This is a genomic window from Nocardioides aromaticivorans (assembly GCF_013408525.1).
In the GTDB taxonomy this organism is placed as follows: Bacteria; Actinomycetota; Actinomycetes; order Propionibacteriales; family Nocardioidaceae; genus Nocardioides; species Nocardioides aromaticivorans.
Map to the genome: position 1 here is coordinate 1,004,665 of NZ_JACBZM010000001.1, position 15,186 is coordinate 1,019,850.

General features: G+C 73.7%; 15 protein-coding genes. 2 read left to right on the forward strand and 13 right to left on the reverse strand.

Going from position 1 to position 15,186, the window contains the following annotated elements:
- The first annotated feature begins 84 nt into the window (after positions 1–84).
- Together BJ993_RS04655 and BJ993_RS04660 are read left to right on the forward strand one after the other, a co-directional pair.
- Complete coding sequence (locus tag BJ993_RS04655; protein WP_179647908.1) at positions 85–624, forward strand: hypothetical protein; 540 nt, start codon at positions 85–87, stop codon at positions 622–624.
- Positions 621–1,880 (forward strand): hypothetical protein, encoded by a 1,260-nt coding sequence (locus BJ993_RS04660; protein WP_179647909.1) that lies wholly within the window; start codon positions 621–623, stop codon positions 1,878–1,880. The genes BJ993_RS04655 and BJ993_RS04660 overlap by 4 nt, the downstream gene beginning before the upstream one ends.
- Before the next feature lie 49 nt (positions 1,881–1,929).
- On the opposite strand, the gene tsaD is transcribed toward BJ993_RS04660, so the two are convergent.
- The 13 genes from tsaD to glmS form a co-directional block, all read right to left on the reverse strand.
- Positions 1,930–2,985: a tRNA (adenosine(37)-N6)-threonylcarbamoyltransferase complex transferase subunit TsaD gene (gene tsaD / locus BJ993_RS04665; RefSeq protein WP_036551261.1), complete on the reverse strand. Its 1,056-nt coding sequence runs from the start codon at positions 2,983–2,985 to the stop codon at positions 1,930–1,932.
- Positions 2,985–3,449, reverse strand: a complete 465-nt coding sequence (rimI, locus tag BJ993_RS04670) for a ribosomal protein S18-alanine N-acetyltransferase (RefSeq protein WP_179647910.1) — start codon at positions 3,447–3,449, stop codon at positions 2,985–2,987. The genes tsaD and rimI overlap by 1 nt, the downstream gene beginning before the upstream one ends.
- Positions 3,446–4,105: a tRNA (adenosine(37)-N6)-threonylcarbamoyltransferase complex dimerization subunit type 1 TsaB gene (tsaB, locus tag BJ993_RS04675; protein ID WP_179647911.1), complete on the reverse strand. Its 660-nt coding sequence runs from the start codon at positions 4,103–4,105 to the stop codon at positions 3,446–3,448. The genes rimI and tsaB overlap by 4 nt, the downstream gene beginning before the upstream one ends.
- A 45-nt stretch (positions 4,106–4,150) precedes the next feature.
- The gene (locus BJ993_RS04680) at positions 4,151–5,002 is read right to left on the reverse strand and encodes a glycoside hydrolase family 16 protein (RefSeq protein ID WP_179647912.1); all 852 of its coding nucleotides are present in this window, start codon (positions 5,000–5,002) and stop codon (positions 4,151–4,153) included.
- 152 nt (positions 5,003–5,154) lie between these two features.
- A complete protein-coding gene (locus tag BJ993_RS04685) occupies positions 5,155–6,036 on the reverse strand; it encodes a glycoside hydrolase family 16 protein (RefSeq protein WP_179647913.1) in 882 nt (293 codons plus the stop codon).
- A gap of 110 nt (positions 6,037–6,146) precedes the next feature.
- On the reverse strand, positions 6,147–7,007 hold the full coding sequence (locus BJ993_RS04690; protein ID WP_179647914.1) for a glycoside hydrolase family 16 protein: 861 nt from the start codon (positions 7,005–7,007) through the stop codon (positions 6,147–6,149).
- A 51-nt stretch (positions 7,008–7,058) separates the two neighbouring features.
- On the reverse strand, positions 7,059–8,177 hold the full coding sequence (locus BJ993_RS04695; RefSeq protein ID WP_179647915.1) for a glycoside hydrolase family 16 protein: 1,119 nt from the start codon (positions 8,175–8,177) through the stop codon (positions 7,059–7,061).
- 147 nt (positions 8,178–8,324) lie between these two features.
- On the reverse strand, positions 8,325–9,245 hold the full coding sequence (gene tsaE / locus BJ993_RS04700; RefSeq protein WP_308645477.1) for a tRNA (adenosine(37)-N6)-threonylcarbamoyltransferase complex ATPase subunit type 1 TsaE: 921 nt from the start codon (positions 9,243–9,245) through the stop codon (positions 8,325–8,327).
- On the reverse strand, positions 9,242–10,336 hold the full coding sequence (locus BJ993_RS04705) for an alpha/beta fold hydrolase (protein WP_179647916.1): 1,095 nt from the start codon (positions 10,334–10,336) through the stop codon (positions 9,242–9,244). The genes tsaE and BJ993_RS04705 overlap by 4 nt, the downstream gene beginning before the upstream one ends.
- Positions 10,333–11,502 (reverse strand): alanine racemase, encoded by a 1,170-nt coding sequence (alr, locus tag BJ993_RS04710; RefSeq protein ID WP_179647917.1) that lies wholly within the window; start codon positions 11,500–11,502, stop codon positions 10,333–10,335. The genes BJ993_RS04705 and alr overlap by 4 nt, the downstream gene beginning before the upstream one ends.
- Before the next feature lie 27 nt (positions 11,503–11,529).
- A complete protein-coding gene (locus BJ993_RS04715; protein WP_179647918.1) occupies positions 11,530–12,918 on the reverse strand; it encodes an NAD(P)H-hydrate dehydratase in 1,389 nt (462 codons plus the stop codon).
- A gap of 7 nt (positions 12,919–12,925) precedes the next feature.
- Positions 12,926–13,279, reverse strand: a complete 354-nt coding sequence (locus BJ993_RS04720) for a holo-ACP synthase (RefSeq protein ID WP_179647919.1) — start codon at positions 13,277–13,279, stop codon at positions 12,926–12,928.
- A gap of 3 nt (positions 13,280–13,282) precedes the next feature.
- Entirely contained in the window at positions 13,283–15,127 is a 1,845-nt protein-coding gene (gene glmS, locus BJ993_RS04725; RefSeq protein WP_036551240.1) for a glutamine--fructose-6-phosphate transaminase (isomerizing), read from the reverse strand.
- Positions 15,128–15,186: the final 59 nt, after the last annotated feature.

Below are 15,186 nucleotides of genomic sequence, written 5' to 3' on the forward strand. Positions count from 1 at the left end.
TGGTTTGCCGACCCGGGCGCCGGGGTACGCGCACCGCACGCAGCCCGGCACTGACCACCTCGGGATCGAAAGGCCACACCAGCGATGAATTTCCCCACGGAGTTCCGCACCGACCTGATGGCGCGACCAGCCGACGCGGAGGCCCTGGAGGGGCTCAAGCTGGTCGAGGAGAAGATCAACGACGTCATCACCGCGATCAACAGGGAGCTCGACCAGTTCGACCCCGCGATCTTCCAGAAGGACGGCGAGATCAAGCCGCAGTCCTTCGGTGACACCGACCGTGCGCCCCTGCTCGCCCTCCACCACCGCCGCGCACACCAGGTGACCGCGGAGACGCTCTCCGGGGTCCGCGAGGACCTGATCGCGTTCCGCCAGGCCTGCCGTGACGCCCGCGGCTTCGTGGAGCAGGCCGACCAGGACGCGGCCGCGGAGATCACCCTCACCCACAAGGCCGTCGAACGGCTCAACGAGGGGTCGGCCACGTCCCACGGCGAGTCGGCCAACCAACAGGCGCAGCAGGCGGGCGTGGGATCGGAGCCCACGAGCGACGACGGCACGGGCACCCCGAGCGGCAGCACGCCGACGACCGCCGACACCACCGGCACGGACGGAGAGACGTCATGAGCGGGGAGAACATCCGCCGACTGCAGCGAGCCGTGGCCCCGATGAGCCTGGGCGACGTCAAGACGTCGAAGTCGGCCTGGAGCGACGGCGCCACGAGCCTCGGCAAGGTCGAGGCCGCCCTCAACCTCGCCGAGCCCGGCATCATCGCGGGATTCGGCGCAGGCACCGACATCGCCACGGCCGCGCAGAAGGCGATCGCCGGCATGCGCACGAAGGTGGTCGAGCGCAAGACCGACATGACCAACGCCCACGACGCCCTCGACACCGTGCAGGTCGCGATGGAGGACGCCAAGGAGATCGCCCTCGCCCAGGAGGACATCGAGGCTCCGGGCGCCGCACCGACCTTCCCCACCGACGTCGGCCCCGACGAGGACGACCAGATCCGGGCCGTCAAGCAGTTCGGCGCGCAGACGCGGGTCCACAACCAGCGGGTCGCGTCCTACGACCACGCGGACGTGGAGGCGCTCAAGGCGCTGGCCGCCCTCGACACGGCCTATGACCACGCGATCCCGGTGTTCCAGAAGATCCACGGCGAGCCGGTCGAGGAGCCGGGCGGCACGCCGACGGGCACCGGACCGGGCGGCACCCCGCGTGGGGTGCGCCCGCCGACGTACACGCCTCCCCCGGGCGGCCTGATCGGCATCGACGACAACGACCCGCGCGACCCCGACTTCGGCGATCCCGACGACGGCGGCACCGACGACCCCGACTTCCCCGACATCGACCCGGGCGATCCCCGCGACCCCGGTGTCATCGACCCGGGCGGCCCCGGCGGTCCGGGCGGCCCCGGCGGCTCGGGCATCGGTGGCCCCGGTGGTCCCGGAGGCATCGGCGGTCCCGGCGGCATCAACCCCGGACTGGTCGGCGGCGGGCTGCTCGCCGGTGGGCTGGTGGGTCCGGGAGCCATCAACGGCATCCGCGGCCTGCTCTCGCGCGGCGGCCTGAGCAGCGGCGCCCCGGCGATCGGCGCCTCGAGCCGCGCGGGCGGCCCCGGCTCCCTCGGTCGCGGCGGGCTCGCGCCCGGTAGCCAGGTCGGTCGTGGTGCGGGCGGTCGTGGCGCCGGCGGTCGTGGTGCCGGTGGCCGTGGCGTTCCCGGATCACAGGGCGGGCGTGGTGGCCGCGGCGCGGCGGGAGCCGCCGGGGGCCGCGGCGGTCGCCGCAAGGACGAGGAGCGCGACGGCGCCGCCCAGGAGCTGTACGACGACGGGCAGGACTGGCTCGACGACGAGGGCACCGCGCCCGGCGTCCTCGGCTGAGCACGCCCGCCGCGCGAGGCAGCGCGGCGGGGCGGCGGGGCGGGGCCGGTCAGCCCGCGAGCACGTCCGTGACCGGGAGGCTCGAGTCGGCCGGGAGGTCCAGCGACGACGGGGTGCGCCCGCGGGCGACCATCGTGGACCCGAGGGCGGCGACCATCGCGCCGTTGTCGGTGCACAGGCCCGGCCGCGGGACGCGGACCCGGACGCCGAGTTTGCCGGCCCGCTCCTCCGCCATCGCCCGCAGGCGGGAGTTGGCGGCGACGCCGCCCCCGATCATCAGGTCCTCGATGCCCTCGGCGGCAGCCGCGTCGAGCGCCTTGCGGACCAGCACGTCGCAGACCGCCTCCTGGAAGGACGCGGCCACGTCGGCGACGGGCACGGGCTCCCCGGAGCGCTCACGGGCCTCGACCCAGCGCGCGACGGCCGTCTTGAGCCCGGAGAACGAGAAGTCGAAGCGGTGCCGCTCGAGGTCGCGGCGGCTGGTGAGCCCCCGCGGGAAGTCGATGGCGACCTGGTTGCCCTCGCGTGCGGCCCGGTCGATGTGCGGGCCGCCGGGGAACGGCAGCCCGAGCAGGCGGGCGACCTTGTCGAACGCCTCGCCCGCGGCGTCGTCGATGGTCGCGCCCATCGGGTCGACCCCGCTGTCGGTGCCGGTGATGTCGGTGACGCGCAGCAGGCTGGAGTGGCCACCGGACACGAGGAGCGCCAGGCAGGGCTCCGGCAGCGGGCCGTGCTCGAGCTGGTCGACCGCCACGTGCGACGCGAGGTGGTTGACGCCGTAGATCGGCTTGCCGAGCGAGAGGGCGAGCGCCTTGGCCGACGCGACGCCGACCAGCAGGGCACCGGCCAGGCCGGGGCCGTGGGTGACCGCGATGGCGTCGACGTCGGACAGCGCGATGCCGGCCGTGTCGCACGCACGCTGGATCGTCGGGACCATCGCCTCGAGGTGGGCGCGGCTGGCGACCTCCGGCACGACCCCGCCGAACCGGGCGTGCTGGTCGACGCTGCTCGCCACGGCGTCGGCGAGCAGGGTGTTGCCCCGGACGATGCCGACGCCCGTCTCGTCGCAGGAGGTCTCGATGCCCAGCACCAGCGGTTCGCTCATCACCACCGCCCCATTGTGACGGGTGTGGCGAGGACGAGCGCGGTCGCACCGTCGCGGTAGTAGCGCGCCCGCCGGCCGAGCTCGGTGAAGCCGTGGCGCTCGTAGAACATCCGGGCGGCCAGGTTGTCCTCGCGGACCTCCAGCAGGAGCCGCTCGGCGCCGCGGCTCGCGGCGTGCACGTGGACGGCCTCCAGCAGGGTGCGCGCGATGCCCGCGCGCCGCAGGTCCTCGGGGACGGCGATCCGCTGCAGCTCGGCGTCGACGTCGACGACGCTCACCACCGCGTAGCCGACGAACTCGTCGTCCCGCTCGGCGACGAGGACCCCGACGGTGGGCACCGTGCCGTCGACGGCCTGCTCCAGCAGCACCGGCGACCACGGGTCGAGCGGGAACGCCAGCTCCTCGAGCGCGGCGACGTCCTCGACGTCGGCCGGCCCGGCGGCGCGGACCAGGACCCCGGTCACGGCGTCGGGGTCACGTCGGGCAGCACGGCCTTCGGGGCGTGCGGGATCTCCGCGTCGGGACGGCGCAGGTACATCGGCTCGGGGTCCAGCAGGGTCACCCGGTCGGCGACGACGGCGCGGGCCAGCCAGGCGGCGTCGGGGCGCAGCGGCCCCCGCACTCCGGGGAACGCGTCGGGGTAGAGCGAGGCCCCCTCGCCCACGACGGGGCGGTCGGTCGCGAGCGCCGCCGGCCGGTCGACGACGGGCTCGCTGGTGCGCCGCCCCTCCCCCGAGTACGACGCCAGGTAGACCTCCTTGCGCCGGGCGTCCGTGGCGACGAGGAAGTCGCCGTCGACGGCCCCGGTGTCGACGGCCTCGACGGCGAGGGCGTCGAGGGAGCAGACACCGAGCACGGGGACGTCGAGGACGTGGCCCATGGTGCGGGCGGTGACGAGTCCGACGCGGAGCCCGGTGAACGGGCCGGGTCCGGCGCCCACCGCGATCCGGGTGAGGTCGGCCGGCTGCGCGCCCGCCAGGCCGAGGACCTTCGCGATCAGCGGGGCGAGCTGCTCACCGTGCCGCATCGCGACGCCCGCCGTCTCGGCGGCGACGACGTCGGTGCCGTCGTGGAGGGCGACGGTCACCGTCGGGGAGGCGGTGTCGAGGGCGAGCAGCACGGAGGCGAGGCTACCGTCCGCCGCCCCCGGGACGGAGCGCCAGGCTCAGCGCCAGGCCTTCACCCAGTCGATCTCCATGGTCGCGGGCAGGGACACCCGGCCGTCGTACAGGTTGTTGCCGCCGCCGAGGTACTGGCTGATGTTCATGATCATCCGCTTGCGGAAGCTCGGCGCGGCGTGGGTGCTGGTGAGGCAGGTCCGGCCGTCGACCTTGATCGAGAGCTGGCTGTAGCTCCACTCGAGGACGTAGGTGTGCCACAGGCCGCGCTGCGACTTGCAGCTCCACGAGGTGTTGAAGCCGTCGACCGCGCCGTAGCTGTCGGCCCAGTAGTGCAGGAAGGGCACGTTGAGCGAGGGCTGGTAGGAGTAGGTCTCCATGACGTCGATCTCGCCCGTGTTGGGCCAGTTGTCGTCCGAGGAGTAGCGCGTGTCCGGCCAGAGCCAGAAGGCCTCGTGCAGGCCGGGCAGGCTCGTGTTCCGCACCTTGATCCGGGCCTCGAACCGGCCGTACTGCTGGCTGAACCGGTAGTAGCTGCTGACCGTCGCGCCGGCGTACTTCGCGCGGGTGCCGTTGGCGCGGGCAGGGCAGCGCACGGTGCTGGTGGTCTTGACGGCGCTCAGCCGGAGCCTGCCCATGCTGACCCCGATGGTGCGCGGGCTGTTGAGCGTGCACAGGTCGCCGGTCCCCGGCTGGTTCAGCCCGATCCACTTCTTGGTGTCGAGCGTCGAGCCGCCGAAGTTGTCGACGAAGGTGCAGGTCCAGTAGCCGCCGGTGCTGCGCGCGACGACGGTCCCGCACGCATCGGCGGCGGCCGCCCGGGGAGCCGGGGCGACCGGTGCCAGCGGAACCGCGAGCGCGGCGGCCAGCAGGCACACCGTGAGCAGGGCAGACCTCAACGAGCGCATCGCATCCCCATGTCCGTCGTGAGAGCAGGCGGGCGGGGGGTGGAGCTCCCCCGAGTTCGCAGGTAAAGGTAGCCGTCGCGGGCGACAAGTGGAACCTGTACCAGTTCACAGGTTCGGCACAGGTCCCCCGGGCCGGCCTCCGGTCAGCGCCACACCTTGACGTAGTCGACCTGCATCGTGGCGGGCAGCGGCACCTGGCCGTCGTACTGGTTGCTTCCGCCGCCCAGGAACTGGGTGAGGTTGATGATGAACGGCTTCTGGTAGCTGCTCGCGCCGCGGGTGTTGGTCAGGCAGGTCCGGCCGTCGACGTAGATCGTCAGCCGGTCGGCGAACCACTCCAGCGCGTAGGTGTGCCACTCGCCGCGCGACGACGGGCAGTTCCAGGCCGTGTTGACGCCCTGGACCCCGCCGTACTGGTCGTCGCTGTAGTGCAGGAACGGGATCGCCAGGTCGGGCCGCGACGAGAAGGTCTCCGCGATGTCGATCTCGCCGGACTCGGGCCACGGCGAGTCGGAGGTGTACCGGACGTCGGGCCACAGCCAGAACGCCTCGTGCAGGCCCGGCGCGGAGGCGGCCTGGACCTTGATCCGCGCCTCGAACCGGCCGTACTGCTGGCCGAACCGGCGATAGGTGGTCGCCCATCCGGAGGCGTACGACGCCCGGGTGCCGTCGGCGCGCAGCGGGCACTGCGTGGTCGCGTCGGTCCTGATCGCCGACAGGCGCAGCGCGCCGTTGGACACCGAGATGGTGCGCGGGCTGTTGAGGATGCACAGGTCACCGGTGCCGGGCTGGCTGAAGCCCAGCCAGCGCGACGGCTCGAGGCTGGTCCCGGAGAAGTTGTCGACCATCGTGCAGGTCCAGCTGCCGCCGCCCGGCTTCGCGACCCGGGCACCGCAGTCGAGCTTGGTGGACCCGCTCGGGGCGGAGGAGGCCGCCGGCACCGGCGCCGACGGCGTCAGCGGCACGGCCAGGGCGGCGGCCAGCAGGCCGGCCGCCAGCAGTGCGGCAAGGCGGATCGGACGCATGACTTCCCCCTGGTGGACGTGCGCGAGATCCCGCGTGACGAAGGCTCCCGGGGAGGAAGGTAGCGCCTTGCACGTGCCGCCGGACAGGGGTCTCGGGACCGGATCCGGGTTCAGCGCCAGGCCTTCACCCAGTCGACCTCCATCGTCACGGGCAGGGCGACGCGGCCGTCGTATGCATTGGCGCCGGTGCCCGTGAACTGGGTGAAGCAGATGATGAAGCGCTTGTGGAAGGCGTCGCCGGAGACGTTGTTGACCAGGCAGGTGTCCCCGTCGACGAGGATCTCCAGGCGCTCGGCGGTCCACTCCAGGGTGTAGGTGTGCCACTCGCCGCGGGTCGTCTCGCACCCCCAGGCGGTGTTGACGCCGTTGTTCGGCTTCTCGCCCGCCTCGTAGTGGAGGAACGGGATCACCCGGTCGGGCTGGTGGGAGTAGGTCTCCATGATGTCGATCTCGCCCGACTGCGGCCAGGGCTTGTCGGCGCCGTACCGGACGTCGGGCCAGAGCCAGAAGGCCTCGTGGACTCCGGGGCCGTCGACGTCCTGGACCTTGATCCGGGCCTCGAACCGGCCGTACTTCTGGCTCCAGCGACCGTAGGACGTCACCCAGCCCGAGGCGTACGACGCCCGGCTGCCGTCGGCGCGTGCCGGGCAGGTCGTGGCTGCGTCCGTGCGCAGCACCGACAGCCGGAGGCTGCCGTCGGCCACGGACACCGTCCGCGGGTCGTCGACGGCGCACAGGTCGTCGGTGCCGACGACCTCGGAGACCTTCCAGGTGTCGGGGTCGAGCCGGTCACCGGAGAAGTCCTCGACGAGGGTGCACTCCCAGGCGCCGCCGCCCGGCTTCGCGAACCTCTTGCCGCACTCGTCGCTGCCCTCGATCCGCTCCCGGGTCGCCCACAGGGCCACGCCGACGCCCGCGACGAGGACCACGAGGGCCACGGCGACGACGAGGACGGGACGGGAGGGACGCACGGGGTGCCACGGTAGTGGCCGGTTGGTCGCCGTGAGGGCGGGTGCGAGAAATCAGGACCAGGCCTTCACCCAGTCGACCTCCATCGTGGCGGGCAGCGGGACCGAGCCCGTCCACAGGTTGGTGCCGACGCCGAGCAGCTGGCTGAGGTTGATGATGAACGGCTTGCGGAAGCTGGCCGCGCCGGAGGTGTTGACCAGGCAGGACCGGCCGTCGACGAACACCTCGAGCCGGTCGGCGGTCCACTCGAGGGCGTAGGTGTGCCACTCCCCGCGCTGGGCGCGGCACTTCCAGGCGGTGTTCAGCCCGGGCACCGGCCCGCCGCTGTCGGCGCTGTAGTGGAGGAACGGGATCGCGAGGTCCGGGTGCGACGAGTAGGTCTCGGCGATGTCGATCTCGCCGCTGTTCGGCCAGTCGGCGTCGGAGGAGAAGCGGATGTCCGGCCACAGCCAGAAGGCCTCGTGCAGCCCGGGCAGGTCGCTCGCCTGCGACCTCATCCGCGCCTCGAAGCGGCCGTACTGCTGGCTCCAGCGCCCGTAGGTGGAGATCCAGCCGGCGGCGTAGCTGCCCCGCGAGCCGTCGGCGCGCTGCGGGCACGGCTCCTCCTCGCTCGCCTGCACCACGCTGAGCCGGAGCGTGCCGTCGGCGACGGCCACCGTGCGCGGCCCGGCCGCGACGCAGCGGTCGCCCTGCCCGAGCATGTTCTGGCCGAGCCAGCGGTCGGTGTCGAGGCTGCTGCCGGTGAAGTCCTCGAGGAAGGTGCACGCGTAGTAGCCGCCGGTGCGCCGCTTCGGGCGCGCACCGCAGGCGTCGGTCGGCGGCGCGGGCGGCTTCAGCGGTACGACGCGCCGCACCGTGCTGGCCCGCCGCAGCGAGACCGAGCGGAACGACCGCGTCGTCGCCGGAGCCGGTACGACGACCCGGTACCTCCCGGTGCTCGCGGCGCGGACCCGTCGCACCGTCACCCAGCGGCTGGTCCGCACCTGGACGGAGACCAGGGCACGCGGCCGGGCCCGGCCGGTCAGCACGACGCTCTTGGTGGTCGTGGTCGGCCGGTCGAGGACGGGGGCCGGGGCGCGTCCCGCCTCCGCGGCCGGAACGCCGTCGGGCACGAGGCCCACCGACAGCACGACGGCCAGCACGGCCGTGACCATCACTCGCAGAGCGCGCATCTTCGACCTCCCTGTCCCGATCCGCTGCCCTTCGAGGCTAGGAATCGGGGAGGGGTCTCAGGAACCTGCGCGCGGGCCGACCTGACCGGTCCCGGAGGACCAAGCGGCTGGGACGGGGGTCCGCGGGACCGGGTCCCAACGCGGGGGTCAGGCCCGCAGGTCGACGCCGAGCCAGCGCAGGCCGACGGGGTCGATCTCGACCACCCGCGGGTCGGCCTCCGGGTCGACGTCGGTGGCCGCGGTCGCCCGCATGATCCGCACCTCGAGCCGGGCGTCGGCGAGGCCCTCGGCCAGTCCGGTCCCCCACTCCACGACGGTCACGGCCTCGTCCAGGTCCGTGTCCAGGTCGAGGTCGTCGAGCTCGGCCTGCCCGCCCAGCCGGTAGGCGTCGACGTGCACCAGCGCCGGCCCGTCGCCCAGCGACGGGTGCACGCGCGCGATCACGAAGGTCGGCGACGTGATCCCGCCGCGCACGCCCAGCCCGGCCCCGAGGCCCTGGGTGAAGGTCGTCTTGCCGGCGCCGAGCTCGCCGCTGAGCACCAGCACGTCACCGGCCCGCAGCAGGCCCGCGACGCGCTCACCGAGGTCGCGCATGTCGTCGGCCGACGGGACCTCCACGGCGAGCGGCACGGGTCGCGCCATCTCGATGTACGGCGGGTGGCGGTCGGTCTCGACGAAGCCCATGTCGCGCCAGAAGCCCGCCGTGCGCGGGAGCTCCTGGCGGGCGAGGATCACGGCTCGTCGTACACCGGGACGACGGGAGGCGGCGGCGAGCGCGGCCCTCACCAGCTCGCGCGCGAGCCCGCGCCCCTGGGCGGACGGGTCGACCCCGAAGCGGCGCAGGTAGATCGCGTCGTCGACCGGGTCGAGGACCACGGTGCCGACCGGCCGGCCGTCGTCGAGCGCCAGCAGGCCGCCCCCCGGCGCGAGCATCGCGCCGATCGTGTCGACGGTCTCGGCGAGCGCGTCGGCCGGCGGATCGAGCACGGGGCGCGCGGCGAAGGCGGCCTTGACGACGGCCAGGACGTCGTCGGCCCGCTCGGGGCCGACCTCGATGATCTCGATCACGATGCCGTCGCCCTCGCTGCGGCGGCGGTGATCAGCTGGTCGAGCTCGGCGTTGACGAGCTCGTGCCGCTCCATGATCACCATGTGGCCGGCGCCCTCGCACTCGAGGAGCCGCGAGCCCGGGATCCGCGACTGGAGCTTGCGGGAGTGGCCGATCGAGGTCAGCTTGTCGGCGGTGCCGCAGATGACCGACACGGGCACGGCGCCGAGCGCGGCCACGGTGTGGAACTTGTCGAGGCCGGCGAAGTTCGGGAAGAAGTCGGCGACCACCTCGAAGGGCGTCGCGGCGAGCATCTCGTCGACGAACTCGACGTACCCCTTCGGAACGGCCTCGCCGAAGGCGAACCGGTCGGTCGCCACGGTCGCCACGGCGGACCCGGCGCGGCGCAGGCCGTCGATGGCACGGTGGCCCAGGTGCAGCGTGCGGACCGCGCTGCTCGCCAGCGGTCCGGTCAGGCGGGCGGGCAGCATCGGCAGCAGCATGCGGCCCGGGTCGAGGCCGCCGGCGGTGGTCGAGATCAGGCCGATGCCGACGACGCGGGTGCCGATCAGCTCGGGGAACTGCTCGGCGAACGCCACGATCGACACGCCGCCCATCGAGTGGCCGACGAGGACGACCGGTCCCTCCGGGGCGACCTGGTCGATCACGGTGTGGAGGTCGCGGCCGAGCTGCTCGATCGTGGAGTGCGCGCGGTCGGAGTTGCCGGAGCGGCCGTGGGAGCGCTGGTCGTAGTAGACCGCCCGGACCAGGCCGCGGTAGGCCGCGCGCTGGAAGTGCCAGCAGTCGAGGTTGAGGCAGTAGCCGTGGACGAAGACGACGGTGACCCGCGGCGCCGCGTGGGTACGACGGAGAAGCCGGTCCATCGCGCCGGTCGCCGCCGGCGCCTCCAGCTCGTCGACCTCCACGTGCAGCGCCACGCCGTCGTCCGCCACGACCGTGACCGGCTCCGAGCGCAGGGTGCCGAACGGGATCGACTCCCCCGCCCTCCGGCTGATCTGCCGCTGCTTGCGCACGATCCCGACGGCAGCCGTGCCCGCCGCCAGGCCGAGGGCACCCGCGAGCGAGCCGGCGACCTTCCCTCGGCGGCTCATCGGGTGGGCTCCGTGGCGTCGCCGTCGACGTACCTGCGGGTCATCCGGCCCCCGATCCTCGTCACGATCTCGTAGTTGATGGTGCCGCAGGCCTCGGCCCAGTCCTGGGCGCTGGGCCCGCCGGCGGCGGGCGGCCCGAAGACGATCACCTCGCTGCCCACGGGCGGGTGGTCGCCGCCGAGGTCGACGACGACCTGGTCCATGCACACGGTGCCGCGGATCGGGCGCCGCTTCCCGTCGATGCCGACCTGGGCGGCCGCCTCGGGGGCGTCGCGACGGAAGGCGTGGCGCGGGATGCCCTCCCCGTAGCCGACCGGGACGAGACCGACGGTGGTCGGGCGGTCGGCCGTCCAGAGGTGGCCGTAGGAGACGGAGTCGCCGGCGGAGAGCTCCTTGACCATGACGAGCGGGGCCCGGACCGTCATCGCGGGGACCAGCCCGATCTCGGTGGCCTCCCCGGGCGCCGGATCGAGCCCGTACATCGCGATGCCGCAGCGGACGGCGTCGAAGCGGGACGAGGGCCGCAGGATCGCCGCGGCGGAGTTGGCGAGGTGGCGCAGCTCGGGGCGCAGGCCGGCCTGCTCGGCGAGCGCGAGCGCGTCGCGGAAGGCCTGCTCCTGGCGGTCGTTGGCCACATGAGCGGGCTCGTCGGCGCAGGCGAAGTGCGACCAGATGCCGGTGACCCGCCAGAGGCCGGCCTCCTCCCCCGCGCGGGCGCGGGCGAACACCTCGGCCCAGGCCGCGCGGGGCGCGCCACCGCGGGACAGGCCGGTGTCGACCTTGAGCTGGATCCGGGCCGGCTCGGCGCGGCCCTCGAGGGCGGCCGCGATCGCGTCCAGCTCCTCGACGGAGTAGGCACTGACGTCGATGCCCGCGTCGGCGGCGGCGCGGTGGTCGGAGTGCTGCGTGGTGATCCAGCACAGCAGCGGTCCCTCGACGCCGGCCGCGCGCAGCGCGAGCGCCTCCTCGATCGTGGCCGTCGCGAGCCACTCCGCGCCGCCCTCGAGCGCCGCCCGGGCGCTCTCGACCATGCCGTGCCCGTAGCCGTCGGCCTTCACCACAGCGATCAGCGGCACGCCGGCGGTCTGCCGCAGGAGGCGAGCGTTCGCGCGGATCGCGGCGAGGTCGACGACGATCTCGGCGGGGCCGAGGGGCGGGCGGTGCATGTCTCTCATCGTCCCATCACGGGGTGGTCAGGGTGCGGTCAGGCTCGCGATGAGGTCCGGGAGCGCCGCCGCGACGTCGCCGGCGACGATCGGCCCGTCCTGGGACGCGAGCGTTGCGGCCGCGCCGTGGAGCCACGAGCCGACCGAGGCTGCATCGAAGGGGTCGAGCCCGGTCGCGAGCAGGGCGCCGACCAGCCCGCCGAGCACGTCACCGGCCCCGGCGGTCGCCAGCCACGGGGTGCCCGTCGTGGTCACCCGGACCCGCCCGCCGGGTCGCGCGACGACGGTGTGGCGGCCCTTGAGCAGCACCACGGCGTCGTACCGGTCGGCGGCGGCGCGGGCGTGGGCCAGCGGCTCGGCCTCGATCTCCTCACGGTCGACGCCGAGCATGCGGGACAGCTCGCCGGCGTGCGGGGTGAGGACGGCGTCACGCCCCCGCGCGAGGTCGGCGAAGGCGAGCGCGTCGGCGTCGACGACCACGGGTACGTCGTCGGCGAGGGCGTCGCGCAGGGCCGGCTCGGCGGCGGCGTCGCTGCCCGAGCCGACCACCCAGGCCTGCACCCGGCCCGGCCCGACGACCTCCGGGTGGGCGGCACGGACCAGGTCGAGGACGGACTCGTCGCCGTCGTACCGGACCATGCCGGCGAGCCCGCAGGCCGCGCCCGCGACGCTGAGCAGGCCGGCGCCGGGGTAGGCGTCGGAGCCCGCGCGGATGCCGACGACGCCGCGGGTGTACTTGTGCCCGTCCGGGTCGGGCACCGGCAGCATCGCGGCGACGTCCTCGGGCTGCAGCGCCTCGATCGCGGCCGGCGGCAGGAACGGGTCGAGCCCGATGTCGACGAGGTCGACGGCGCCGCACGCCAGGGCCGCGGGGTCGAGCAGGTGGCAGGCCTTGTGCGTGCCGAAGGTGACGGTCAGGTCGGCCTCGACGTGCTCACCGGGCGTGGCGCCGGAGTCGACGTCGACGCCCGAGGGCGTGTCGACCGCGACCACCGGGATGCCGGCCGCGGCGGCCAGCGCCTCGACGGCGCCGTCGCGCAGGCCCGGGCGCCCGCCGATTCCGACGATGCCGTCGACGACCACGTCGAAGCGCACGGCGGCCCGGGGGGTGCCGACGCGGCCGCCGGCCGTGCGGAGCGCGGCCAGCCCGGCCTCGTGGACGGTCGTGGACAGCAACCACGCCTCGACGAGCGCTCCGCGCCGGGCAAGCACCGCGCCGGCGTACAGGGCATCGCCGCCGTTGTGGCCCGGGCCGACCAGCAGCAGCACCCGGCGGCCGTAGCCGCCGCCGAGCAGGTCGAGGACCGCGTTCGCGAGGCCGTACGCCGCCCGCTGCATGAGCGTCCCCTCGGGGACCGTCGCCATCAGGGCGGCCTCGGCGGCGCGGACCTCCTCGACGGTGTGGGCGCGGAGCACGACGGCCTCAGGACTCCAGGACGACGACGGCGGAGGCGATCCCGCCGTCGTGGGTCAGCGACAGGTGGACCGAGCGGACGCCGAGGCGGTCGGCGACGGCGAGCACCGAGCCGCGCATGACGAAGCGCGGGCGGCCGGTCTCCTCCGACACCACCTCCGAGTCGTGCCAGTGCATCCCGCCGGGCGCGCCCAGCGCCTTGGCCAGAGCCTCCTTGGCCGCGAAGCGCGCCGCCAGCGAGCTGATCGGGCGGTCCCGCTCGGCCTCGACGAAGAGCTTGTCGACCAGCGCGGGAGTACGACGGCACGACTCCTCGAACCGGGCGATCTCGCACACGTCGATCCCGACGCCGACCACGGCCATCGGCTACTCGACCGTGACGGACTTGGCGAGGTTGCGGGGCTGGTCGACGTCGTGGCCCAGCGCGGTGGCGAGCTCGCAGGCGAACAGCTGGAGCGGCAGGATCGCGACGAGGGGCTGCAGGAGCACGGGCACCTTCGGCAGCCGGATCAGGTCGTCGGCGTACGGCTCGATGGAGGTGTCGCCGGCCTCGGCCAGGCAGATCGTGCGGGCACCACGGGCCCGCACCTCCTGGATGCCGCTCAGCATCTTGCCGTGCAGGCTGTCGCGCCCCTTCGGGGGCACGACGCACAGCACCGGCAGGCCCTCCTCGACGAGCGCGATCGGGCCGTGCTTGAGCTCGCCGGCGGCGAAGCCCTCGGCGTGCAGGTAGGCGAGCTCCTTGAGCTTGAGCGCGCCCTCGAGCGCGACCGGGTAGCCGGCGTGGCGGCCGAGGAAGAGCACGGAGCGGGTCGTCGCGTGGGCGCGGGCCAGCTCGTAGACCGCGTCGGCGCCCTCGAGCACCGTCTCGATGTGCCCGGGCATCGCCTCGAGCTGCTCCATGATCTCGTCGATCTCGTCGCCGAAGCGGGTGCCCTTGACCTGCGCCATGTAGAGCGCGAGCAGGTAGCAGGCGACCAGCTGGGTCAGGAAGCCCTTGGTCGACGCGACGCCGATCTCGGGGCCGGCGTGGGTGTAGATCACCGCGTCGGACTCGCGCGGGATCGAGGAGCCGTTGGTGTTGCAGATCGCGAGCACCTTGGCCCGCTGGCTGCGCGCGTGCCGGATGGCCTGCAGGGTGTCGGCGGTCTCGCCGGACTGGCTGATCGCGACGATCAGCGTCGTGGAGTCGATGATCGGGTCGCGGTAGCGGAACTCCGACGCGAGCTCGACCTCGACCGGGGTGCGGGTCCAGTGCTCGATGGCGTACTTGGCGACCATGCCGGCGTAGAAGGACGTGCCGCAGGCGATGATGATGATCTTGTCGACGTCGCGCAGCTCCTCGTCAGCGAGGCGCATCTCGTCGAGCTGCAGCTGCCCCGCCGCCGTACGACGGCCGATCAGCGAGTCTGCGACAGCCCGCGGCTGCTCGAAGATCTCCTTGCGCATGAACCAGTCGTGGCCGTCCTTCTCCGCCGCGGACAGGTCCCAGTCGACGTGGAACTGCTTCGCCTCGACCGGGCGGCCGTGGAAGTCGGTGACGAGGACCTCGTCGCGCGTCATCACCACGATCTGGTCCTGGCCGAGCTCGAGCGCCTCGCGGGTGAACTCGATGAACGCGGCGACGTCGGAGCCGAGGAAGTTCTCCCCCTCGCCCAGGCCGACGACCAGCGGCGAGTTGCGGCGGGCGGCGACGACCTTGTCCGGCTCCTCGGCGTCGATCGCGACGAGCGTGAACGCGCCGTCGAGCTGCTGGCACACGCGCTGCATGGCGGTGGTCAGGTCGACCCCCGACTGGACCTGCAGCTCCACGAGGTGGGCGACGATCTCGGTGTCGGTGTCGGAGAGCAGCACGTGGTCGTCGGCCTCGACGCGCTCACGGAGCTCGATGAAGTTCTCGATGATGCCGTTGTGCACCAGCGCGACCCGGCGGGAGCCGCCGGTGTGCGGGTGGGCGTTGACGTCGTTGGGCGGGCCGTGGGTGGCCCACCGGGTGTGCCCGATCCCGGTGTGGGCCACGGGCAGCGGCGTCTCGTCGAGCACCTTCTCGAGGTTGGCTAGCTTGCCGGCCCGCTTCTCCAGGGCGATGGCCCCGCCGTCCACGACCGCCACCCCGGCCGAGTCGTAGCCGCGGTACTCCAGCCGACGCAGGCCGTCGATGACCGTGTCCGTGGCCGACCTGGGCCCGACATATCCGACGATCCCGCACATGGGCCGACAGTCTAGTTGGGACGCGGCCGTCGGCCGACACGGCGCGACTGGAAGAATCG

What these genes read in the sequence shown, in the direction of transcription:
- BJ993_RS04655 (WP_179647908.1), top strand. Translation starts at nt 85, where the DNA reads ATGAATTTCCCCACGGAGTTCCGCACCGACCTGATGGCGCGACCAGCC.
- glmS (WP_036551240.1), bottom strand. Translation starts at nt 15,127, where the DNA reads ATGTGCGGGATCGTCGGATATGTCGGGCCCAGGTCGGCCACGGACACG.
- BJ993_RS04720 (WP_179647919.1), bottom strand. Translation starts at nt 13,279, where the DNA reads ATGGCCGTGGTCGGCGTCGGGATCGACGTGTGCGAGATCGCCCGGTTC.
- BJ993_RS04685 (WP_179647913.1), bottom strand. Translation starts at nt 6,036, where the DNA reads ATGCGTCCGATCCGCCTTGCCGCACTGCTGGCGGCCGGCCTGCTGGCC.
- tsaD (WP_036551261.1), bottom strand. Translation starts at nt 2,985, where the DNA reads ATGAGCGAACCGCTGGTGCTGGGCATCGAGACCTCCTGCGACGAGACG.
- BJ993_RS04705 (WP_179647916.1), bottom strand. Translation starts at nt 10,336, where the DNA reads ATGAGCCGCCGAGGGAAGGTCGCCGGCTCGCTCGCGGGTGCCCTCGGC.
- BJ993_RS04695 (WP_179647915.1), bottom strand. Translation starts at nt 8,177, where the DNA reads ATGCGCGCTCTGCGAGTGATGGTCACGGCCGTGCTGGCCGTCGTGCTG.
- alr (WP_179647917.1), bottom strand. Translation starts at nt 11,502, where the DNA reads ATGCACCGCCCGCCCCTCGGCCCCGCCGAGATCGTCGTCGACCTCGCC.
- BJ993_RS04660 (WP_179647909.1), top strand. Translation starts at nt 621, where the DNA reads ATGAGCGGGGAGAACATCCGCCGACTGCAGCGAGCCGTGGCCCCGATG.